Annotated in this window: 23 protein-coding genes and 2 pseudogenes; 11 read left to right on the plus strand and 14 right to left on the minus strand. The window is 35.0% G+C overall.

Features of this window, described 5'->3' with window-relative positions; translation table 11 throughout:
* The first annotated feature begins 64 nt into the window (after positions 1-64).
* Positions 65-391 carry a hypothetical protein gene (locus HNQ35_RS09360; RefSeq protein ID WP_146937543.1) on the plus strand — a complete coding sequence of 109 codons (327 nt, stop codon included), beginning with the start codon at positions 65-67 and terminating at the stop codon, positions 389-391.
* 173 nt (positions 392-564) lie between these two features.
* Positions 565-3,300, plus strand: a complete 2,736-nt coding sequence (locus HNQ35_RS09365) for an ABC transporter permease (protein WP_146937545.1) — start codon at positions 565-567, stop codon at positions 3,298-3,300.
* A gap of 46 nt (positions 3,301-3,346) precedes the next feature.
* On the opposite strand, the gene HNQ35_RS09370 is transcribed toward HNQ35_RS09365, so the two are convergent.
* Positions 3,347-3,625, minus strand: a complete 279-nt coding sequence (locus HNQ35_RS09370) for an amphi-Trp domain-containing protein (protein WP_146937547.1) — start codon at positions 3,623-3,625, stop codon at positions 3,347-3,349.
* A 124-nt stretch (positions 3,626-3,749) separates the two neighbouring features.
* On the opposite strand from HNQ35_RS09370, the gene nadX reads away from it, so the two are divergent.
* Positions 3,750-4,538: an aspartate dehydrogenase gene (nadX, locus tag HNQ35_RS09375; protein WP_146937550.1), complete on the plus strand. Its 789-nt coding sequence runs from the start codon at positions 3,750-3,752 to the stop codon at positions 4,536-4,538.
* A 217-nt stretch (positions 4,539-4,755) separates the two neighbouring features.
* Here nadX and nagE read toward each other — a convergent pair whose 3' ends face one another.
* From nagE to HNQ35_RS09420, 8 genes and pseudogenes are all read right to left on the minus strand, one after another.
* Complete coding sequence (nagE, locus tag HNQ35_RS09380) at positions 4,756-6,216, minus strand: N-acetylglucosamine-specific PTS transporter subunit IIBC (RefSeq protein WP_146937552.1); 1,461 nt, start codon at positions 6,214-6,216, stop codon at positions 4,756-4,758.
* A 33-nt stretch (positions 6,217-6,249) separates the two neighbouring features.
* Positions 6,250-6,327, minus strand: a pseudogene (locus HNQ35_RS14515) (PRD domain-containing protein); the annotation flags it as partial.
* A 194-nt stretch (positions 6,328-6,521) separates the two neighbouring features.
* On the minus strand, positions 6,522-7,022 hold the full coding sequence (locus HNQ35_RS09395; protein WP_146937554.1) for a PTS sugar transporter subunit IIA: 501 nt from the start codon (positions 7,020-7,022) through the stop codon (positions 6,522-6,524).
* A 253-nt stretch (positions 7,023-7,275) separates the two neighbouring features.
* Positions 7,276-7,548, minus strand: coding sequence for a GNAT family N-acetyltransferase (locus HNQ35_RS09400; RefSeq protein ID WP_146937556.1), 273 nt, complete (start codon positions 7,546-7,548; stop codon positions 7,276-7,278).
* Between the two features lie 58 nt (positions 7,549-7,606).
* Positions 7,607-8,164, minus strand: a complete 558-nt coding sequence (locus HNQ35_RS09405) for a DJ-1/PfpI family protein (RefSeq protein WP_170226654.1) — start codon at positions 8,162-8,164, stop codon at positions 7,607-7,609.
* Positions 8,165-8,303: 139 nt separating this feature from the next.
* A complete protein-coding gene (locus HNQ35_RS09410) occupies positions 8,304-9,086 on the minus strand; it encodes an alpha/beta fold hydrolase (RefSeq protein WP_146937559.1) in 783 nt (260 codons plus the stop codon).
* A gap of 139 nt (positions 9,087-9,225) precedes the next feature.
* Positions 9,226-10,701: a sodium/proline symporter PutP gene (gene putP / locus HNQ35_RS09415; protein ID WP_146937561.1), complete on the minus strand. Its 1,476-nt coding sequence runs from the start codon at positions 10,699-10,701 to the stop codon at positions 9,226-9,228.
* A gap of 305 nt (positions 10,702-11,006) precedes the next feature.
* Positions 11,007-12,182, minus strand: coding sequence for an NAD(P)/FAD-dependent oxidoreductase (locus tag HNQ35_RS09420; RefSeq protein WP_146937563.1), 1,176 nt, complete (start codon positions 12,180-12,182; stop codon positions 11,007-11,009).
* Between the two features lie 176 nt (positions 12,183-12,358).
* Here HNQ35_RS09420 and HNQ35_RS09425 point away from each other — a divergent pair, with 176 nt between their 5' ends.
* The 3 genes and pseudogenes from HNQ35_RS09425 to HNQ35_RS09435 all read left to right on the plus strand — a co-directional run bounded on the left by HNQ35_RS09425 (position 12,359) and on the right by HNQ35_RS09435 (position 14,236).
* Complete coding sequence (locus HNQ35_RS09425) at positions 12,359-12,631, plus strand: (2Fe-2S)-binding protein (RefSeq protein WP_146937565.1); 273 nt, start codon at positions 12,359-12,361, stop codon at positions 12,629-12,631.
* Positions 12,621-12,932, plus strand: a pseudogene (locus HNQ35_RS09430) ((2Fe-2S)-binding protein); the annotation flags it as partial. The gene HNQ35_RS09425 and the pseudogene HNQ35_RS09430, both read left to right, overlap by 11 nt.
* Before the next feature lie 89 nt (positions 12,933-13,021).
* Positions 13,022-14,236, plus strand: coding sequence for an NAD(P)/FAD-dependent oxidoreductase (locus tag HNQ35_RS09435; RefSeq protein ID WP_146937569.1), 1,215 nt, complete (start codon positions 13,022-13,024; stop codon positions 14,234-14,236).
* Positions 14,237-14,309: 73 nt separating this feature from the next.
* On the opposite strand, the gene HNQ35_RS09440 is transcribed toward HNQ35_RS09435, so the two are convergent.
* The 3 genes from HNQ35_RS09440 to HNQ35_RS09450 all read right to left on the minus strand — a co-directional run bounded on the left by HNQ35_RS09440 (position 14,310) and on the right by HNQ35_RS09450 (position 16,554).
* The gene (locus HNQ35_RS09440; protein WP_146937571.1) at positions 14,310-14,729 is read right to left on the minus strand and encodes a YugN family protein; all 420 of its coding nucleotides are present in this window, start codon (positions 14,727-14,729) and stop codon (positions 14,310-14,312) included.
* 66 nt (positions 14,730-14,795) lie between these two features.
* On the minus strand, positions 14,796-15,890 hold the full coding sequence (locus HNQ35_RS09445) for an MGDG synthase family glycosyltransferase (RefSeq protein WP_146937573.1): 1,095 nt from the start codon (positions 15,888-15,890) through the stop codon (positions 14,796-14,798).
* Positions 15,891-16,008: 118 nt separating this feature from the next.
* Positions 16,009-16,554: a YkoP family protein gene (locus HNQ35_RS09450; protein ID WP_146937575.1), complete on the minus strand. Its 546-nt coding sequence runs from the start codon at positions 16,552-16,554 to the stop codon at positions 16,009-16,011.
* Positions 16,555-16,707: 153 nt separating this feature from the next.
* On the opposite strand from HNQ35_RS09450, the gene HNQ35_RS09455 reads away from it, so the two are divergent.
* Complete coding sequence (locus HNQ35_RS09455; protein WP_146937577.1) at positions 16,708-16,938, plus strand: hypothetical protein; 231 nt, start codon at positions 16,708-16,710, stop codon at positions 16,936-16,938.
* Between the two features lie 62 nt (positions 16,939-17,000).
* Here the strand turns inward: HNQ35_RS09455 and ftsH are convergent, their stop codons facing one another.
* Both ftsH and HNQ35_RS14430 read right to left on the minus strand, forming a co-directional pair.
* Positions 17,001-18,818 carry an ATP-dependent zinc metalloprotease FtsH gene (gene ftsH / locus HNQ35_RS09460; RefSeq protein ID WP_146937579.1) on the minus strand — a complete coding sequence of 606 codons (1,818 nt, stop codon included), beginning with the start codon at positions 18,816-18,818 and terminating at the stop codon, positions 17,001-17,003.
* Between the two features lie 332 nt (positions 18,819-19,150).
* Positions 19,151-19,309, minus strand: a complete 159-nt coding sequence (locus tag HNQ35_RS14430) for a lmo0954 family membrane protein (protein WP_307724224.1) — start codon at positions 19,307-19,309, stop codon at positions 19,151-19,153.
* A gap of 425 nt (positions 19,310-19,734) precedes the next feature.
* Here HNQ35_RS14430 and HNQ35_RS09470 point away from each other — a divergent pair, with 425 nt between their 5' ends.
* The 4 genes from HNQ35_RS09470 to HNQ35_RS09485 are packed head-to-tail and all read left to right on the plus strand — an operon-like array spanning position 19,735 to position 23,218.
* Entirely contained in the window at positions 19,735-20,595 is an 861-nt protein-coding gene (locus HNQ35_RS09470; protein WP_221261470.1) for an ABC transporter ATP-binding protein, read from the plus strand.
* Between the two features lie 9 nt (positions 20,596-20,604).
* Complete coding sequence (locus HNQ35_RS09475; protein ID WP_146937583.1) at positions 20,605-21,717, plus strand: ABC transporter permease; 1,113 nt, start codon at positions 20,605-20,607, stop codon at positions 21,715-21,717.
* The gene (locus tag HNQ35_RS09480) at positions 21,714-22,985 is read left to right on the plus strand and encodes an ABC transporter permease (protein ID WP_146937585.1); all 1,272 of its coding nucleotides are present in this window, start codon (positions 21,714-21,716) and stop codon (positions 22,983-22,985) included. Before HNQ35_RS09475 ends, HNQ35_RS09480 begins: the two co-directional genes overlap by 4 nt.
* 44 nt (positions 22,986-23,029) lie before the next feature.
* Positions 23,030-23,218, plus strand: a complete 189-nt coding sequence (locus HNQ35_RS09485; protein ID WP_146937587.1) for a hypothetical protein — start codon at positions 23,030-23,032, stop codon at positions 23,216-23,218.
* The last annotated feature ends 211 nt before the right edge of the window (positions 23,219-23,429 follow it).

Below are 23,429 nucleotides of genomic sequence, written 5' to 3' on the forward strand. Positions count from 1 at the left end.
ATATTGAAGTGAAAAAACATATTGACTATAATGGAGTCATAATATTTAGAAGGGAGGAAATCATATGAAAAATCTCTTCACTTTTATCGGTTTAACAGCCTTTATTTCATCCTTGTTTTTAACCCCTGTAGCAGCAACACCAACCTCTCAGATTGTACAAATAGTGGATAAAAATGAAGAGTCACTACAATCCTATACACGCTCTGTAACTGTCAATAGAACTTATTCAAAAAGAAATGATGCTCCGAATTCCATTAAATATAATAAACATGGTTATTCTGGGACTCTTTATCTTGTCAATTTAAAAAAAGTCAAAAATAAGTGGCGTGCGACCTATAAAGGTTATGTTTCTTGTATCGGAACATGTCCGATACCGACAAATGAACTGTAAAGTTTCAACTAGGAGCTACTCATAACAATCAGCATGGCACTTAACTATACACAGTAGTTCCTCTTCTTTTAATATAGAGAAGGAGGTCCAAATATGGTGTTTTTTTTCATATTAATATATGTATATATAGTTATAAGAAATGTTACATATGACCATTATTTGGGTGTTGCATTATGATTCGCTTTATTTGGCAAAATTGGTGGAGGAGAAAGGAGCGTTTCTTCTTAAATCTAGTTGGTGTACTTATCATTAGTGTTGGACTCACTTATTTAGTTGGCTTAGCAGAAATGAATAAAGGAACCATTGTTGATGAACTGCAAAAACGTTGGAAATCATCTTATGATATCGTTGTTCGCCCTAAAGGAACAAAAAGTATTACCGAAGAAGTGGGACTTCTTGACCCGAATTATTTAAGTGGCATTAGTGGTGGCATTTCTCAGAAACAATATGAAACAATCAAAAATCTGCCTAACGTAGATGTTGCTGCACCTATTGCTACCATTGTTGATTTACATTATTATTTTAAAGTTGCTCCTTACGAATATGATGGTAACGGCATTTATCGTTTAAATAATCATTACAGAATAGATGATGGAATTCAAAGCGATATCTATACAGAAACAATTTATCTTGCTTTTGGTGATTGGAATGTTTTATATGAGAATCTTATAGATAAACCTGAAGATTATCCTATTATTGATGGTATTGCTGATGATTTCATTACTATTCCACAAACATTATTACTTGCGGCGATTGACCCAGAGCAAGAAGCTAAGCTTGTTGGCTTAGATGAAGCGATAATTGATATAGGAAGTGGTCGCTACTTTAATCCAGATGATAAAGTGCATATGGAGATATTGCCTGATTCAGATACACCTCTTATTGATATACCTATTATAATGAGTAATCATTCTTACAGTAATCATGAACTAACAGTAACATTCGAAAAATTAGACATACCTTTTGAACGAAAAACAGCTGAAAAAACGCTTCAATCTATTATAAAAAAAGGTGGAGAAGCTTATTTAGATACATTACCTAGCACAATGACAAAGACATACTCTCTTACAAGTAAAGAAATATTTAATAAACTAATGAGCAGCATTTCTGGATTTGATACGGAATCAGGAAAGCCTGTCGATCGAACGTTATATTTAGATGAACCTGACGGGTTTCAACATGTCAATTTAGAACGTCCAAGCGCTTTACAATATGCAAATAAACAAAGTCCTTACTCAGAGAGATGGCCTATTGCCTTTCAATTAAAAAAAATACAATACGATGATGCAGGGTATACTAAAGAATCTTTCCGTGAAATGAAAACATTTGCATTTAATCTAGATCAAGATTCTTGGCCTTACGTACGTCATCGCTGGATTGGATTCTATGATCCGTCCAAATTGACTATTTCAAAAGATCCTACAAATGAATTACCGATGGAAACATACCGGCCAGCGAATTCAAAACTAGTTCTCGATAAGAACTTAAAGCCAATAAACCCACCCTTTACTTTAATACCTTCTAACAGTTTAACGAATGATGCTTTAGATTTTATCGCTGAACCACCTGTTCTTTTAACGACGTTAGAAGCAGCTGAAGCAATCGTCGGTGATAAACCAATTTCAGCGATTCGAATTAAAGTAAAAGATGTGAACGATTTATCAGAAGATAGTCAAGCGAAAGTAGAAAAAGTCGCTGTGGAAATCAAGCAGAAAACAGGCTTGATGACAGATATCACTCTCGGATCTTCCCCACAACCGACACTCATCAACGTACCAGCAATTAATGACAGGGAAGAAACCGGTTGGTTCGAACAACCATGGGTAAAATTAGGAACCTCAATTACAATCTTTCGTGAAGCACGTATCGGGTTTTCAGGACTTATCTTAACGATCATGGCTGTCGCAATCATTTATGTTTGGGCTTCAAGTCTTGTATCTTTACTTTCGCGTCGAAAGGAATTTGCAGTTTTACTCGCAGTTGGATGGAAACCAAGTCAACTAAGTCGTTTGTTTTTCTTACAATCTTTGCTTCTTGGTTTGGCAGTCGCTCTTATCTCATGGACGATGTTAGGTTGGATGTATTTCGCTAGTGATGCTACTGTTGATCCATTCCGTTTTACATTAACGGGCTTGATTGGTTTTTTGATTTATGTTTTAGGAGCGATTATTCCTGCCTTTTTAGCGATACGAATTCAACCATATGAAGCGATGCAAGTGGGCGAAATTTCCAAAACAGGAAAACGTTTAATAAGAACAAGTGGAATTGGAACGATGGCTTTCAATCATTTTATTGGAAAGTGGAGAAGAAGTCTGTTATCGATTGTCGCTATTGCTTTACCGACAAGTTTACTCGCTTTATTTCTCTATATTACGTTTCGCCTTCGTGGAGTGATGTATACGACATGGCTCGGGCAATATGTAGCACTTGAAATCGGACCTGTTCACTATACCTCAATGATTGTCGCACTTGTAATCGCCATCTTAACGACAGCAGAAATGATGTGGCAAAATATTTCAGAACGTCAAGTAGAGCTCTCTCTTTTAAAAGCACTCGGATGGAAAAACCGCCATATACGTTATCTCATTTGGATTGAAGGTTTTTTCACTGGTTTATTTGCGGCTATCATCGGTTTATTACTAGCAACAGGAATGATGTGGCTATTATATCAACAGTTACCAACTGATGATTTATGGCTTGTTTTATCAACTGGCGCCATTCCTATTGTGGTCGGCATTTTAGGCACCGTTATTCCAGCTGAACGCGCTGTCAATATGTCTCCAATAAGAGGCATGCATCATCAATATTCGAATAAGAAAATCATTAAACAGCTTATTAAGTGGACATTAATCATAATGTTTTTCGTTATTTTATCCTTCTTTGTTTATTTAATAGTCCAACTTACTTAAAAATAAAACAACGCATAACGAGCAAATGTCGTATGCGTTGTTCTTTTTAATCTATACGTAACGTTTGCTTCTTGCCTTGTCCTTCTTTCCATTCTAATTCGAATTCTAGTTCATATTTTCCATTTCGTTCTTCTAATTCTATTTCTAATGTTACCATTTCAGAAGGCTCTACTAATTGAGACTGATCACCGACATGTAATGTAAAGGAACCTTCATTCTTTAGCTTTGCGGCAATGGATTCAAGGAGAGACGCCGCTTGTTCACGTGACATTTTTTCTTCATAATCGACGAGTTTATTTGTTTGTGGCTTTGTTTTTTCTACCATCTTAATCCCTCCCAAATAATGATAACTTTCAATCTTATTATATAATGAATTAGCTTTTTTATCATCTTAATCGATTAAGATTGATATAATGGAACTAAATGTTTGAGAGGAGCAAATATTCATCATGAAATTAGGATTAATAGGTACAGGAACAATTGGTAGATTCCTACTTGAAAACATTAATATAAAAGATATCATCCCAGATTGTAACATAACAGCGGTTTTAGATGAGAGGCCAAAAGCTAGGCATGAGCTGCCCAGACTAGCAAAGACCTTTCATTTTACACCCTTTTACAGTGCGGAAGAATTGTTACAATCCGATGTCGACTTAGTCATAGAATGCGCAAATGTTAAAACAGCACAACAATACGCCCCTATTGTGCTCAGAAATAAAAATATGTTATTAATTAGTGTAGGAGCACTTGTTGATGTGAAATTACTAGATCATTTGGACAACTTAACAAAAACAAATCAGACGAAATTGTATTTACCTCCAGGAGCTATTGGAGGACTCGATATCATTCAAGCGGGGAAAATGTTAGATGGATTAAATGAAGTTGTCCTTGAAACCCGTAAACCTGCACATGCTTTATTAGAAGAGCAAGTTGAATGTGAGAAAATTGTTTTTTCCGGAAATGCTAAGTCTGCCATTGAAAAATTCCCAAAAAACGCGAACGTCGCGATCACCTTATCTTTAGCTGGATTAGGGATTGATAAAACACAAGTAAACATTATTGCCGATCCGCAAATTGATAAAAATATCCATACAATTAAAGGTAGAGGAGAATTCGGTGAGTTTATGATTCGTTTAAAGAATAATCCTTCGCCTACCAATCCAAAAACAAGTCACTTAACAAGTTTAAGTATTTTATCGACAATTCATTCACTACAAAAACAGATTGTCATTCGGTAAATACTATTGAACAGATCTACGATATTTAATGAAACAGATTTTCCAAGCATTGAATGTAGTCATAGTATAAAACTATTGATAAATAACATTTTTTAACGGTATACAATGATGTGAGTACTGATCACGTTATAAAACAATCGCTTTAAAGATAACAGCTATAAATAAAAAAGGAATGCTCTTGTTTAAAGTGCATTCCTTTTTAACTATATTTTCCAAATCATTTACGAAGTTTATTCACTTCATCTGCAACAAACTGGACATTTGTTCCAACGATCACTTGGATACTATTTTTTCCAACGATATGTGTACCTGGAACACCAGTTGCTTTAATTTTCGCTTCATCAACTTGATTCATGTCGTTTACTTCTACTCGAAGACGCGTTGTACAATAATCAACTGAGATAACATTTTTATCGCCACCTAATCCCTCATAAATTTGGGTTGCCATATTTTTAAATCGATTATCTCCTGCTTCAGCTTCATCATGTGCTTCGCCCTGTGGGGCAACATCCTCTCTTCCTGGTGTATTTAAGTCAAATTTCGTAATTAAGAAACGGAACAAGAAATAGTAAATAGCCGCGAAAACAAGCCCTTGAACAAGAAGCATATACGGTTTATTTGCGAGTGGTAATGGATAACTGAGTACAAAATCAACAAAACCAGCACTAAATGTAAAGCCCGCTGTCCATTGAAAGAGTGCTGCAATGGCTAAAGATAATCCTGTTAAAATAGCATGGACAACATAAAGTGCAGGTGCTAAGAACATGAATGAAAATTCAATCGGCTCGGTTACGCCAGTGAAGAAGGCAGCAAATCCAGCTGCTAACATAAGAGAAGCGACTTGTTTTTTACGTTTTGTTTTAGCTGTATGATACATAGCCAAAGCCGCGGCTGGTAATCCGAACATCATGATCGGGAAGAAACCTGCTTGATACATACCAGTTACACCTTTAATACCTTCTCCAGACCAGAATTTATTAATATCACTTATTCCTGCAACATCAAACCAAAATACCGAGTTTAGCGCATGATGTAGTCCTGTTGGTATTAATAATCTGTTAAAAAATCCATAAAGACCCGCTCCTAAAGCACCAAGACCGCTAATTGATTCTCCAAAATTTACAAGAGCAGTATAGACAAAAGGCCATACAAAATATAAAATTCCTGAAGTGATTAACATCATGACAGATGTCATAATAGGAACGAGACGTTTACCACTAAAAAATGCTAAAGCATCAGTTAATTGAATATGATGAAAACGATTATACGTATGTGATGCAATAATACCAGATAAGATTCCAATAAATGCGTTATTAATCTGACTGAATGCTGCATTAACATTCTCTGGATCTATATCTTGAAATAGTGCAACAGTCTCAGTTGATAATAATGTTGTTACAACCAAGTAGGCAACAAGTCCACTTAAAGCCGACGCACCATGTGAACTAGATCCATCCTTATTTCTAGCCATACCGATTGGAATACCTACCGCAAAAAGGATAGGTATATTATCAATAATGGCAGCTCCTGACTTAATAAGAAAGGCAGCTAAAAGATTGTTTGCTCCCCATCCATCAGAGTCCATCCAATACCCTAGTCCCATTAAAACAGCTGCGGCTGGTAATACAGCTACAGGTAACATTAATGAGCGACCAAGCCGTTGCAAATATTTCATCATTTTTATTTCCTCCCTATAAAAAATTGAATAAAATTAGGTCAATACATTTCTAATTCGTTCAATGTGTAACGTAATATAACCTCGTTCTTCTTCGGGCAATTTAATGTCATATTTTGTTCATATCTTCGCGGCTATCTCCACAGAACAACGAAATGATTTAGGGAATATGACAAAAATCTTTTCAACTTTATTCCGTTTTACTAAGTTATTTTTATCTTTTTAAACGAGAATTTTTTCATGTTTATCTTGTTTCACCATGACCGCATTATTATTTAATACTTTCATAATGCGCAAAAAACACATCCTTATTGTCCCTTCACCGTAAGCAAAATTGAATCAGCTGCTTTAACCTCTGTAGCATCTGTTACGACATATTCCTTATTTGTATCATTAAGACTGCTCGTAATAACAATGGGAGTAATAATATCTTTCGCATGCTGTTTAATAAATTCAAGATCGAATGTCATGATTAGTTCACCCGTTTTTACTGTATCACCATTTTCAATATGAACATTAAATCCTTCGCCTTTTAATTCGACAGTTTCTAAACCAACATGAATTAAAATTTCTGTCCCATCGTGAGCACGTATCCCAATTGCATGTTTTGATTTAATCACTTGAACAATCTCACCATCAACAGGAGAAAAGACTTGTCCATCATACGGTAGAATGGCTAAACCTTCCCCCATCATTTTTTGGCCAAATACAGGATCAGGTACTTCTTCTAAAGGAAAAACTTTTCCACTTAGGGGAGCATAAATATCTAATTGTTTCTTGTTTTCCTTTTTAAACCATTTTTTAAACATTGCTGTCACCCTTCCAATAAAATTTTGGCTAATATCAGCCTTTCCTATCGTATAATTTTTATCATTTTAAAAAGGCATGGAGATACGAAACAAGCTATAGTCTTACTGCTTGCTACATGTACCGCCATGCCTGATTCAACTCAGTGACATGATATGATTATTTCATTTACTATATCTAAGATACCATGATTCTTTATTTTTTTCAGTACTTTTTTTAAAGTTTACAAGAGATCTGTGAATGTTAATCATATGTTTAAACAAATAAATTGCGATGTTCTGGATAACGACGTTTAAATACATCGACATATGAACACTCTGGAACAATCTTTTTATTTTCTTGTTTTGCATATCGTAGGACTTCTTCAACGAGTTTCTTAGCAATGCCTTGTCCTCTAAGTTGTTCCGAAACAAACGTATGATTAACAACTAATGTGTCTTCTTTAGGGATAAATGTAATTTTCGCTAATGGTTGTTCCTCACTTTTACCAATAAAAAATTGATTCGTCCCTTGTTTAATCGTATTCATGTTCTTATTCCTCCTACCTCAAATGAAGTTAGAATAAATTCATCCATTTTATTCTTCATTAGTCACCCTTACAAAATGCCCATGCATCACGCTTTTCTTCTTCGTTACTCCATAAATTCAAATAATCTCCAACTGTAAAGGATGTAAAAGAGCTTCCTTTAGCTGTTATCATCTGTTGTCCTAATTCAACATCTTCTCCTGTATACGTTGTATTAGAGAAATATTCTTTATATTGCTTGAATGTCTGTTCATTACAAGTAAACTTTTGATTTAACAGTATTCCTGCCTTTCCTAATAAGACAGCGGAACCACAGATAGAAGCAATCGGTATGTTTAATGAATGAACCTTTTTTAAGAAGTAGATGAATGATTCATTACTTAATAATGGATCAAATGTATCACCGCCAGGCATGATAACTATATTAAATTCTTCAATATTTACATCTAATAATGATAAATCTGGCTTAACGGTTAATCCACCTAAACTAACAATATCTTTCCCCTCTACAGAAACCGTCATGACACGATAATTTCCTTTCTTTTTAAGAAAAAACAACAAGTGGCCTATTTGAAAATCAGCATAATCATCAAACAGTAAAAGTAAAGCCTTTTTCACAATTTAACCCTTCTCCAAAATTAAATGATATTTAACTCTATCATAATGAGAATTGGCTATATGATGTGATATTCTAATGATGTAAAATCATCACCTTAACTTCATATCTATGCTGATATTGAAAAATTATGGTAGTGATCTATTCTCGTAAAAACTCCGATACGACTTGGATAAATTTCTCAGGCTCTTCAACATGTGGGGCATGGCCGGATTTTGTAAATTCCATAAATGTTGTCCGCGGAATGAGCTCACTAATTTCACGACCGTCTTTTGGCGGATTTAATCCATCATATGTTCCACTAATAACAAGGGTTTTAGCTTTAACTTTGGATAAATTAGGCCGAAAATCAAAACCTGCTAATGCTTTCCGAGCAACTTGTTGTTCTTTAGCCGACAATGCCAGTTCTCGCTTCTCAGTATCACGAAGCCATCTACCGACTGCGCGTAAATCATAGAACATATATTTCGCCAGTCGATTCATTTGCTGTTCGAAAGACATGCCCTTTAACTCTTCAGCATGTTCAGAAAACAATTGCGACATAGATGATGTGTGTCCATGAGCCTTTGCCCCAATCAGTATCATTTTTTTAACACGATCTGGTTGTTTGATAGCTACACCTTGTGCGATATAGCTTCCCATTGAGACACCTAAAAGAGATGCTTTATCTAAGTCTAGCGCGTCCATTAATGTGATAACATCTTTTATATGATCTTCTAATGTGAACTCAGCTGGTCTATCTGATTTACCATGTCCCCGAGCATCAACAGCAATCACGTAAAAGTCTTTTTTGAAAACTTCTATTTCACGTATAAATCGATGATGATGACTCGTTAATCCATGCAATAGTAAAAGAGGTGGATGAGCTTTATTCCCTGCTTCTTTATAATACAGATCGATACCGTTAACTTGGACAACAGGCATAAATATCACTTCTCCATTTCATCTTACCCTCTAGTATACAGCGTTTTCAAAAATATACGAATATGACGCTCATCAATGGTATACAACAAAATAAAAAATGCATTTACCATTATCGAAAATAATGGTAAATGCAGCATTGTTATTTCATATTTTTTGCCAACTGTTTTTCCATTTCTTCATACTGTTCTTCTACTTTAGGGTCATCGTTTGTCGTTAATTTACTAACAACAATAACTGCTAACATACTTAAGAAGAATCCTGGAATCATTTCATAAATAACGTCTGTTAAACCCGTTAAAATCCAAATAATGACGGTGAGACCACCAACAGCCATACCAGCTAATGCGCCCCACTTAGTCATTTTCTTCCAATAGACGCTTAATAAAATAACTGGTCCAAATGATGAACCAAATCCTGCCCAAGCCTTTCCAACGATGTCTAATATCGTATCATTCGGTGTATAAGCAAGAACTAAACTAACAATGGCTACAATTAAAACAGAAATACGACCGACAAGAACGAGTTCTCTATCAGTTGCATCCTTTTTTAAAAATGTACGATAAAAGTCTTCCGTTAAAGCACTTGATGTAACGAGTAACTGAGAAGATACCGTACTCATAATCGCCGCTAAAATGGCTGCTAACACAAATCCTGTAACGTATGGGTGGAATAATATATTTGCAAATACAATTAACACTGTTTCTGGATCACTTAGTAATTCTTGACGATTCTGGAAATAAGAAATCCCAATTAACCCGACAAGCATAGCCCCAATTAAAGAAATAGCCATCCAACCGATTCCGATTCGGCGGGCAACTTTTAAATCTTTAATATCTTTAATCGCCATGAAACGAACAATAATATGTGGCTGTCCGAAATATCCAAGACCCCATGCTATAAATGAAATAATTCCAAGCACACTTGTTCCTTTAAATAAATCTAAACGAGATGGATCAATTTGTTTAATGTCTGTCCACATCGTTGTTGGTCCACCTATTTCTGTAAAGGCAACAATAGGAACAATAACTAAGGCGAGTAGCATGATGACACCTTGGACGAAATCTGTCCAGCTAACTGCAATAAATCCTCCGAATAATGTGTATATAACAATCACACCAACAGTTACGAATAATCCTGTCTCATAACTTAATCCAAATGCACTTTCAAACAATTTACCACCTGAGACCATACCTGCTGATGCATATAAAGCAAAGAAAACAAGGATGACAATACCTGATACAAGTCTAAGTATTTTTGATGAATCTTGGAATCTGTTCTCTAGATAGTCTGGGATTGTAATAGAATCATTTGCAACTGCTGTATACGTTCTCAAACGTGGTGCTAAAAGGATATAGTTAAAATATGCACCGATCGTTAAACCGATGGCTAACCATGCACTAGCAAGACCCGTAGCATACATTGCTCCCGGTAATCCCATAACCATCCATCCACTCATATCAGATGCCCCAGCCGATAATGCTGTTACAGCTGGACCTAATTCTCTTCCACCGATCATATAATCTGATATGTTCGATGTTCTTTTATAAGCCCATAATCCAATCAATATCATCCCTAACATATAAATCCCTAATGAAATAAATACTTGATAATCCACTTCATCTCTTCCTTTTAATTTGTAGTTTTTTCGCTTTATTGTACGACAGTGATTATATTAAGATAATCTTAAAAAACGACTAAAAAGAGCTTCCCTTCCCCTACTTATAAAATTGTTACTATAGCGCTTACAATATCACTTCATACAATCTATTAATTAGCGAAAGATATGATAAAATTTTGATTTTATATGAGTTAACATTATCACAAGCAAAAAAAATAATCCATCTTTTTGATGTTATATAACAAAAAAGAAAAGAGGATATTCTTCCCCCACTTCCCCCTTTTCTCCTTTATAAAGATATATTAAGCTGTTGGTACTTTTTCAAATCGGTCAAAGCGTAATGGGTCAACTGGAATAATGGTTTCTTTTTCTGTTAGCATTTCTTCAATTAATTTTCCTGTAACAGTTGCTAAACTAATCCCATCACCTTCATGTCCAGCAGCAATGAAAAATCCAGGAACACTTTCAACTGGAGAAACGATAGGCAAATGGTCCTCTGTCCATGGTCTGAATCCAGTATATGCACGAATCATATTAAAATCATCCATCTTCGGGAAGAATCTTAGAGCCCGCTTTGCCATTGCATTGACAACATTGATATCAACACGGCCATCAAACCCAACAAACTCACGACTACTTCCGAGTAAAAAGTTTTGGCTTTCAGTTGGCTCTAAAACTAAAGCAACGCCGTATTTTAAAGTTTCAGGATCAGCGATACGTTCACGCTGGAACTTGTTCATTAAATAACCGAACTCCATCACATTTCTCATCATAACTGGCTTTTGACGTGAACCAACCATAATATGTCCTTTACGTGGTACAATTGGAATATCTAAACCTAGCATTTCTCCAATGTACGGCGCCCATACACCAGCAGCATTGACGACCTTTTTAGCTGTAAACGTGCCATTAGTCGTTTCAATTATAAAGTCATCTTCTTTTTTTATATTGGTCACTTCTGTTTGCGTATACAGCTTTAATCCATACTCTTGTGCTCTATCAACTAACGAGTAACAATATAAATAAGGATTGATTAAAGAGTCTGTCTCACATTCTAAACCACCAGGTATATCATCAGCAAAATATGGTGATTCTTGTCGAATATCTTCACGATCAAGTAAATTAAACTTTAGACCCGCTTTTTTCTGAATCTCGACCCATTCTGCGGCTGCTTCCATTTCTTGATCATTATCACAAACTAGGATACTACCTAATTCGCGATATTCGAAATCTAAATTTAAATCGTCTTTCAGCTCATTCGTTAACTCTTGACTTACTAATGACATTTTACTGTCAAAACCAGGGTCCTTATCAACAATTGTAATATTGCCATCACAACGAGATGATGTCCCACTGGCAATATCGTTTTTTTCAATAAGCATACAGTCTAATCCCGCTTTAGCAACATAATAACTAATCGCACTGCCCATAATTCCGCCACCAATTATCGCAACCTCTGCATGTTTTTTTTGAGCCATTTTCATATCTCCTTTGCTAGCTGAAGTATATTTTTTAAAAGATTTTTAAAAGATTTTATAAAATTTATATATAAAAGTTAAATCAATTCTATCATATATGTTAAAATAGCATTAAATAAGATGTCAATCTTTTTTAAAATATTAATGAAAGCCATTACAATAGGAGGAAATTGCGTATGGATCACATTACCATTTGCAGATGTGAAGAAGTGACATTAGAGGACATCAAAAACACAGCGAAAAAATATCAGTGTTCCGCTCGAGAAATAAAATTAAGAACACGCGCAGGGATGGGCTATTGTGGTGGACGTACATGTCGTCCAGCAGTAGATGCTGTAATGGAACAAGTTACCGGAGAAAAACCAGGTCATGATATCCCATTAAAAGTTCAACCACCTGTGCGTCCAGTATCTTTAGCAACGTTAAGGGGGATGCAAGATGACAAATAACCGAAGAATCGTTGATCACCCTGTTCTAGGGAAGTTATCTGATAGAAAAGAAATAACTTTTACATACGATGGACAAACATATACTGGATACGAAGGCGACACAATTGCCTCCGCCTTATTGGCAAATGGTGTTCGCACATTACGTGTTCATGAAGAAAGTGGAAAACCACGTGGGATTTATTGTAATATTGGACATTGCTTTGAATGTCGTGTCACCGTTAATAATGAAACAGGCGTTCGAGCTTGTCTAACAGAAATTAAAGATCAAATGGTAGTAGAAAGTGGCCGCGTTTTACCATCACCACTTGCTTCAACAGAACATGATACTCTGCCTCGTACTTATGCAGAATTTGTTAAGCAGCAAGAAGAAGAGAAAGGAGAGGTTTAACGATGTATGACGTCATTATTGTCGGTGCTGGTCCTGCCGGTTTATCTGCTGCAATCACTTGCCGTGAATGGGATTTACACGTTCTTGTGATCGATGAATTTGTCAAACCAGGTGGTCGTTTACTTGGACAATTACATGAAGAGCCTAATGGCGAATGGTGGAATGGAATTGAAGAGACAAAACAGCTAATGGATAAAGCAGAATCTTTAAATACAGATATTCGTTGTGGTATATCAGCTCATCATCTTGAAAAGGTAAAAGATCATCATTTTATTGTACATACAAATAAAGGTAACTTTGAAGCTAAAAATTTGCTTATTGCTACTGGTGCTGCTGAAACGGCTGCTCCCGTACCTGGGTGGACATTACCAGGGGTTATGTCTATAGGAGCTGCACAAGTGATGACGAATGTTCATAGAGTGCGCGTTGGCGAAAAAGGGATTGTTATCGGTGTCAATGTGCTATCAGCTGCAATTGCTAGGGAATTACAATTAGCAGGTGTCAACCTACATAGTATGATGTTACCAGCGATGAATTCAGTTACAAAAGAACATGCTCATCCGAAAAAAGTAATGGATGGACTCAGTCGAATTGCTCACCTGGCACCATCGGCTTTCTTACGTTTTGGTAGCCGTTTTACCAAATCGGATTTCGTACGTAAATTAGCGACACAATTTTACCCGAAAAGTGGCGTGAAAATGTGGGGCATGCCGATCCATTTACGTAAAGCCGTAACCGAAATTAATGGAAAGGATCGTGTTGAATCGGTTACCGTTTTTGACATTACTGCAGATGGGAAATTAATCAAAGGAACAGAAAGACGAATTGAAGTTGACTTTGTTTGTATTGCTGGTGGACTATATCCACTAGCCGAACTTGCAGCTGTTATTGGCTTACCATTCCAGTATTTAGAAGAACTTGGTGGGCATGTTCCTGTTCATAATAAAAAAATGGAAACACCGATTGATGGGGTTTATGTCGCAGGAAATATTACTGGAATTGAAAGTGCCAAAGTAGCAAGAGCACAAGGTACTGTTGCTGGCTTATCGATTGCTAAAAAACATGTTGACGGAAAAGCCGACCTAGATTATCGCTTGCTAAAAGCAATTGAGCAAGTCAAAACCATTCGTAATGAAGCTACGATTCAATTTCACCCACATATTTCAGAAGGACGTGAAAAAATAGAGCAAGCTTTCCGAAGAATCGTCCATTCATAACCATTACACGGAGCTGTCTAACAAGTCGCATCTTGACTTATAGGCGCTCCTTTTTTAAAAGGTAAAAAAATGATTAAGCATGTAATGGAATTTCACTAATAACAAACTGAACCGCTCGTTGTCCAATATCTTCCCACTGATTTTCATGTTTAATATGGCCATCTTTATCTAGTGGTTCTTGAAATTGACTAAATCCTGTAGCAGCTAGCAATGAATTTTCATCACGATCAAGTCCAACATGAACGACGTGTTTTATAACATATGGCGTCCTAAATTGGATAAAAGCATCAGGGTGATCAAGCTGTCCCTCAATAACCGTAAATGGTAAACGAATATAGATTGTTTCTCCACCTTCTCGCCATAATACACCATCAAATTTTCCTTTATCATATTCCCAATTGCCACATAAAACATAGCCATGCTTCCTTAAAATCGGTTCCACTTGCCCAAATACCGCTTTCTTATCTTCTAATTGTGTTTGTAATTTAATCAATGTCTTCACCCTTAACTATTTTTTACGTTATTATTTCCCAACATGAATAAAAACATACTGAAACGATTAGATAATTAAGGAAATTGGTGGCTCTTCAAGACCTGAAAGATAGTTTTCCACATGAGAAAAATAAATTTTTTGAACCAGTTCATCATTAAAAAATCGCATAATCTTTTTCTCAAAATAATGATTTTCTATATTAAGCACGATGATAAGTCCTAGTTTTAATAATTGTTGCTCATTTATTTTTTCTTGTCCTGGTAAAACATGATGAACAAAAATCGGTTTTCTCTTATGTAAACATTCACTAACTGTCACCCCTCCAGGCTTCGTTAACACAGCATCAACTTGATCATATAATAAGGACATTTTTTGCGGTGAAGATACATATGAAATCGGTGTTATATGGGAATAGTTCTCCTCCTTCAATTGATGGTATAGTGACTTGTTCTTCCCACAAAGCACATAAAAATGAAGCTTGTCTCCATTATAATCAAGCAACTGATCCATCATATTCATTCCTAAATGACCACCTGCAACGAGCATTTTAATTTGACTATTCCTTCGTATAACTGAATGCTGTTTCTGTTTAAAGGCTGGATGAACCGGAATACCTGTCACATAAATCTTTTCTTTTGAAATCCCTTTACTAATTAAATCTTCTTTTACAAGCTGTGACGGCACAAAATGGTAATCCACCTTAGACAGTCCCCAAACGCGATTAACAAAAAAATCCGTATAGGCATTGACAATAATCGCATCACAATGTCCTTTTTCTTTTAAACGATTTGCAAGATTAGATGGTAAAGCATGTGTACAAAATAATATATTAGGCTTTTTATCTCGTAACATTTTTTTGAAAAAAGGGAGAAAAAATATCCCATAAAACATATTCTGCTTTTCCTTCTGGTTTGTATGTACTGAAGATCGAACATATAACCAATGGTATGTATGAGGTAGATACCGAATCCATGCTAAATAGATTCTCGATATAACAGACTCAAATCTTCCATAGCTGTATGATAAAATATCAACCTTCTCACATTGATGAATCGGATATCCTAAATCCTTTAATATGACAAATAAAGATTTAGCTACTTGGTGATGTCCTGAAGCAAGCCTCATAAATGGAAGAAAGAGGATTCGTTTATTAGCCGACATGGGATTCACTCCATTCCATTAAATATTCCCAATGAAACAACTTAGAGGGCCAAGTGACAAACCTAACGACAAGGCGTATCTAAGATGTTCTCTTACCTAACAAAAACATTCCATTTCACTATATTTCATTTCTCCTATACTGATTTTCTAACGTACGTCTCGACATAAATAAATAAACAGGTTCTTTTGGAAGAGAAGCATTTGCCAAATAATTAATTGGTAAAAAAGTGTATTTTTTAAACTGACGATAATAACTATTTTTAATTGGAAACATTTCAAATCCTAAACGATCTGCTCCTTGATATAACATCGTAATACCGAGAATCGCCTTTACATGACAGTTTTCCTCTTTTTTTATAAAATCAGCTAAGTGATATAAAGAACTTCGAATCTTCCGATATAAGTTTAAAGCTTTTTGAATATCATTATTCATTGAGTGAAACTCACTTACGAGCCGAACATTGTGCAAGTGAATTTTTAGGAGTGTATCATTTTTTCTAATCATTGTTCCGTCTGTCAAAACAACTGGTTTACCTTTATAACAAGTACGTCGCACTCTCAATATGGTTTTACCATGAGATAAATCAGGCACATAACATAAGCGTGTACAATGAAAATATATTGGATCAATCATATTCCATAGTTGTAATAAATAACCTTTCATGTCTAATTTCCTTCCAAATGATGATTACAACTATATATTGTCACTTTCTTTATAAAACATAATTGGAAATTATTATACGGAATATTTTTGGCGTAGGATTAAACAATAAGATTGCGTAGATTCATTTAAATATGAAAAGGAGTGTGTTTAAAGATGAATAATCGTCGTGGAATGATGACAACGCTCTTAACGATTGGAGCAGCAGGTGCTGCTGTTTATGGTATAACAAAAGGTATTCAAAATGGAACATTCCAACAAATGGGTAAACAAGTCCAAAATATGATGAATCATACGGGTGTGCAAGAAGTTACTAGTACATTTAGCACACTACAAGGAACTTCAGGGGAAACGATGCAAGCATTTAATAATTCAAGCACGCAGTAAAACCTATCATAAACGAACACCCGACGAATTAGGTTCATCGGGTGTTTTGAATATAACGAGCATTATTTATCTTCCAACATTCCTATAAACTCTTCTCCTGACATTGTTTCATTATGAAATAAATATTCTGCTAATTCATGAAGTTTGTCCATATTATCCTTTAGAATCTGTTTTGCTTGTTCATGACAGTACTTAATAATGTTTAATGTTTCTTCATCAACTTTTGTAGCTGTCTCAGCTGAAACGGTTAAAGATGCTTGACCACTTAAGTAAGGATTATTAACTGTTTCTAATGTCATCATATCGAATGTATCACTCATACCGAAGCGCGTAACCATGGCACGAGCGATTTGTGTCGCTCGCTCACTATCATTTGCTGCACCTGAAGTGACAGTGTCAAAAACTAATTCTTCTGCAGCTCGACCACCCATAAATGTTGTAATTTTACTCAATGCTTGCTCTTTCGTCATGAGTACTTTTTCTCTTTCTTCAACTTGCATTGTAAAACCGAGCGCACCTGATGTACGTGGGACGATCGTAATTTTATGAACAGGTGCTGAATCGGTTTGTTTAGCAGCAACAATTGCATGACCAATTTCATGATAAGCAATTTTTAATTTATCTTGTGTCGGAATAACAGCATTTTTACGTGGATAACCTACAACGACAACTTCAATAGAAGCTTCTAAATCGCCTTGTAATACAGTGTCCCTTCCTTGACGAACAGCACGTAAAGCACCTTCATTAATAATATTGGCTAAATCGGCACCTGATGCACCGGGTGTCGCACGGGCAATAGCGCGCAAATCAACAGTTTCATGTAGATTAACTTGTTTAGCATGAACGTTTAAGATAGCTTCACGACCATTAATATCTGGTAATTCTACTGGAACTCTGCGGTCAAAGCGACCAGGACGCAATAATGCCTTATCTAAAACTTCTGGACGGTTTGTTGCCGCTAATATAAGAACACCTTGATCGGCATCAAAACCATCCATTTCTGATAATAGTTGATTTAGTGTTTGCTCACGTTCATCATTTGTCCCCGGAAAGCCAGTATCGCGGCTTTTACCAATTGCATCTAATTCATCAATAAAAACAATACAAGGTGCTTTTTCTTGTGCTTGTTGAAACAAGTCTCTCACCCGTGCTGCTCCAGTTCCAACAAACATCTCAACGAACTCAGAACCTGATATTGAGAAAAACGGAACTTTTGATTCACCTGCTAACGCTTTAGCTAATAACGTTTTTCCTGTTCCAGGAGGTCCGACAAGAAGAACACCTTTAGGCATTTTCGCACCAATTTTTTTGTATTTCTGTGGGTGATGGAGAAAATCCACAATTTCTATCAAAGCTGCTTTTGCTTCATCTTGACCGGCGACATCATCGAATGATTTTCCAGTTTCAGACTCAATGTATATTTTCGCATTACTCTTTCCAAATGTCATCGTACTACGCATATTCCCCATATTGTTATTCATCCGCTTAGCAATCATCCGACCAATGATAATGAATAAAATGATTGGTACAATCCACGATAAAATAAACACAACAATTGGGGAGCTTTCCTTAGGGATGATTTTCGTAAATTTCACATCCGCTTCATATAATCGTTCAACTAATTGCGGGTCATCAACAGCGCCTGTTTGATACGTTTGGTCATCCTTATCAACAGTGGTAAAAACAATATTGTTATCTTTAATTTCTACTTCCGCGACTTTGCTCTCTTCCACCATGTGTAAAAATGTTCCATAATCTACTTGTTTAATAGAATAATTCGTAAAAGCAGGAAAAACAAACGCATTTAATAGAATGACCACAAGTAAAATAATAAGAAAAAAGGACATGCGTGGTTGTTTTTGTGGTTCCACTTCCTTCATTGTAAACGCTCCCTTGCCATCTATTAAAATAAGTGTACCACAAAATTCTAAAGAGTCTGACTTTTTAAAATGCAGGTGTATTATTTTTCGCCCTTACCTGTAATGCCGTAAAAGAAAAGCTTTGTAAAATCTTCTGTTATGGGCAAGATCTTCCCATTGACGCTCAAAGTTTGTAAATGGATCTATACCTGTACCATCTATATTTTTAACAACGAGATCGTCCTTATCGTATCTCAAGCTTTTAAAGATTAAGTATAATACGTATGGAGCCAGAATCCCGACAACTGCGTATACATTAGGAACTATAAAACTTAACAAGAGTAAGCCGAGACCTAACCCATTTTTCCTACTAGGGAATCGCTCTTGACGAATTTTTTAAAGACGACATATTGCAACCAGAGACCAACACCTAACAATTCCATTGGACCAAGGTTAATGAGTAAAAGCATTAACGCGACTAAACCACCGACAAATAGGATAAATTTCTTCATTTGTTTTGCCCTCTTTCCTTAGCTTACTTACATTGTAAGGAGAGTGCTGCTTTTTTATAACAAGCTTAAGATATATTTTGACTGAGACTTAAGGCTTATTTTGTATTAGGACTATAGAGGAGTATTTTACGGTTTTAAATTGTGGATTTCAATCCACGCACTCATGTAGAATGTGACGTACTAACCAATTTAGAAATATATACAGTCACCAAATATCATCCCCTACACCTTCGACATACCAGGAGGTGCATACAGGATGAACTCAGGTGGAATTCAAACAAATATATCCATTAGCTAATAAGAATGGTAAAATCCTCCCTAAAACATATTTTATATTTTATATATTTGCATAATATGTTATAATTAAAAAATTAAAAATAAACAAAACATCTTAATATATAGGGGTGATTAAGATTACTAGACTTATGTTACGAGATGTTCTTAAAAAATATAAATCTCACAAAGTTATTGACCACGTAAGTTTAAAAATTGAAGACTCTGGGATATGGGCTTTAGTTGGACCAAATGGTGTTGGAAAAACAACATTGTTAAATTGTATATGCAATATTATACCTATTAATTCTGGGAAGATTGAATTATTAGGAGAATCTAATAAAAACTTTAAAGTCTTTGAAAAAATTTCATACTTACAAGACAATACGATATTATTTAACTATTTAACAGGTTACGACCACCTCAAATATGTGTGTGATAGTCACAGATTGCCCAAGAGACGTATACAAGAAGTTGTTGAATACGTTGGTATGGAAAATTACTTACATAAAAAAGTTGGAACATACTCATTAGGAATGAAGCAACATTTATTAGTAGCTATTTCAATTGTAAATAGACCTAAACTTTTATTTATGGATGAGCCTTTAAATGGTCTTGATCCATCTAGTTCTATTCTCATGAGAAAGATTCTTTTTGATTTAGTAGAACAAGGAACTACAGTCATTCTTTCCTCACATAACTTAGCAGAGATAGATCGGGTAACGAATCAAATTATCTTTATAAAAGATGGAAAACTGATAGAGATTGATCGAAATGAATATACAGAAACACGTTACGTTTTTAAACTATCAAATCAAGTTTTAGCAAATAAATTATTATTAGATTCAGGCTATACGATTCAACAAGAAAAAGATGCTATTATTGTGACCATAGGGGAAGAAGATTTGAATGATTGCATTCAAATCATTCAGAATAATGGAGTTACCATCTTAGATTTACAAAAAGAAGTGACTGGTTCTGAAAAATTGTATACAAAGTTTTTCGGAAAGTGAGGGTACGCGGTGCATATCATCCCATTCGAATGGAAAAAACTATTTCGTTTAAAAGTTTTTATCGCATTTCTCCTGATTACCATTATTTTTATCATATGTTTATTTATACGTAACTATTTATACCAAGATATTGTGAAAGGTGAAAGAATAGATTTCTTTCATCATCATTCTTCTCAAATATCATCGCAATTAGGAACGGATCAAGAGAAACAAAAAGAGATTGGCGAAGGTACTGATTCAACACTTGATGAGTCAATTGAAATCGGTAAAAAGTTATATGATAAACTACGTGAATTATTAACGCTTATAGACGAAGATGAACATCTTACCGCATTACAAATAGAGAATGTAGTATATGAGTTAGCTATACAGTATCAATCTTTAGGAAACCACTACCCCATGTCCAAAACTGAAATGGAAGACGAAATGAAGTTAAATAAGGAATTATTGAAAAAAGAACTCCCAAAAGAAAACCTTACCGCATCTATTCAACCAGCAGTATTCATAAAACAAACCGTGCAGTTAGTTATTAATACGTTTGGATTTTTTATCTTGTTAGTCATTATAGGAACCCCAATCGTGAAAGAATTTGATAACAATACGATAAAATTAACTTATGCTCTACCCATTTCTTCTACTCGTATGGTCATATCTAAATGGATTAGTTTGATATTAGCGGGACTTACTTGGTTGCTTGTTGTCTTCATGTCTGCATACACCATTTCCAGTCTATTTGGGAAAAAGATAACGAATCCATACGATTATCCGTTTTTCACAAAGGAAATGACATTTATTTCGGCAGGAGATTACCTGCAACAATCTATTCTATTCAGTGCTATTTATCTCTTTGTACTCATGAGTGGTTTTGTATTTCTCTCTTTTCTCGTGAAGAATACATTGGTTGTCCATATTATCTTATTCATTTTATTTGCTGTTAATTTGCTAGTAATAAGAAGTGGTTTAATATATCCCTTTTTACCTTGGGGTTATCAAGAATTAGATCTTACACTGTTGCAGCATGAAGCAATTTCATGGTTGGGTATCATTTTCAGCATGATGCTTACGCTTATCATGCTCCTTCTAGCTATTAGAGCTAGTCAAAGGAGGGAATATCAATCATGAAGTTATTTTTATTTGAAAGTAAGAAAATTATAAAGAATAAAACAACATGGGTTCTATTGATGTTGAGTATTTTAGCGGTTATTGGGATTTATCTGATTAATTTATCATTGGCAAATAGTGTGCAAAAAAAGGTGACAAACCATAACGATTTTTTAATTGATTTATATCAACAAGATCAAGTGGACTGGGAAATCAAAAAGAAAGAAGCACAACGAACTAAAGATGAAGAAGTATTAGAAGAGGCCACATTTATGGAAGAACATGCTCGTTCAACGCATGAGCATTACCTAATGATGAAAGAAGCCTATCAAAACGAAGATTGGAAAAAGATTTTTCAACATGAATTAAAGCAGCTCAAGCTCTTTGCCTATCCTCCCCCAGAGGAACCAGCAGATGCTTATTTTGAAAATCAAGAAATTACAAATTTTACACTTCGAGCTTCCTATGAGGAAGTCAAATATATGCTAGAAAATGATATTCAGCCGTTTATGCAAAATATCACAACTAACATGTATTTACCGACAATCTATGATAGTTTTAGTGGAAGAACATTGGCATTGTGGCAAGAAGAGACAAAGCGATATGGAAGAGAAGGTATTTACTATTTGTATCAGCTTATTCAATCATTTTATATACCGATTATGATCCTGGTTGGTTGTTTTATATTTGGAAATACATTTTCTTCAGATACAAAGAAAAACAACCATATTCGTTTTTATCAAGTCTTACCACTACATCGAACAAAATTGTTTTTTACCAAGTATGTCACTGGTTACTTAGGATTATTACTTTTTGTCTTAATCATGTTGGGCGTACCGATAGCAGTCGGCACAATGATGCATGGATTTGGTGATTTGAAATATCCTATTCTTGTTTATGATGGATACACAACAGAATACATGAATCGAAATATCGTCGAAGATACGTTTCATTTTATCCCTTTGCAAAAATATTTAGCACAGACTCTAGTTTTGGCCATTGTTATGAGTCTACTGATTTATACGATGTATTTTCTCGTTTCTCAATTTATAAAAGAACCTATATTTAATATGATCATCGTTGGAATTCTCACCTTTGTAGGAACCTTGATTTCACATCCGTACAACCCATTTAGTTATTTAGATATAGATAAGGTTATAACACATGAGATTCAGTTGCAAACATGGAATACGGATTTCACGTTGTCAACAGGAATTGTCATAACATTATTGCTCAGTTTCGTATTCAAGATTCTTAATTATATTAGATTTATGTATAAGTCAATTTAGGTTGAATCATGGTGAGGGCAATGATAAATAGGCGGATTAAATTTATGAAAAAAATTACAAAATTGTTTTTGACGTCAGTAGTTTTGTTAATGATGATTACTGGTTTTGCTACGATTACTTCTGCTGAAACATTAAACAAAGGTACACCATTAACTAATGAAAATACTAAGGAAGAATCTCAGTTACAAGGATTACCAACAAAACTATATAAAGGATCTTTTCAAAACATTTAGTAAAAGTTAGATGGATGGTTGGTTTGTTACAGTGGATATGTTTATAGATCATAACATTTACTGATATCTCACCATATTTCAATATATAGGGGCTGGGACAAAACTAGCTCAAAATAGTATAAAAAATGGTTCCAAGCATTAAAAATTGCTCGGAACCATTTTTTTGTATGGTTATTTCCATCATCTATCATGGATTTGTTCTTTATGGCGG

This window comes from Cerasibacillus quisquiliarum (assembly GCF_014202495.1).
Classification (GTDB): Bacteria; Bacillota; Bacilli; order Bacillales; family Amphibacillaceae; genus Cerasibacillus; species Cerasibacillus quisquiliarum.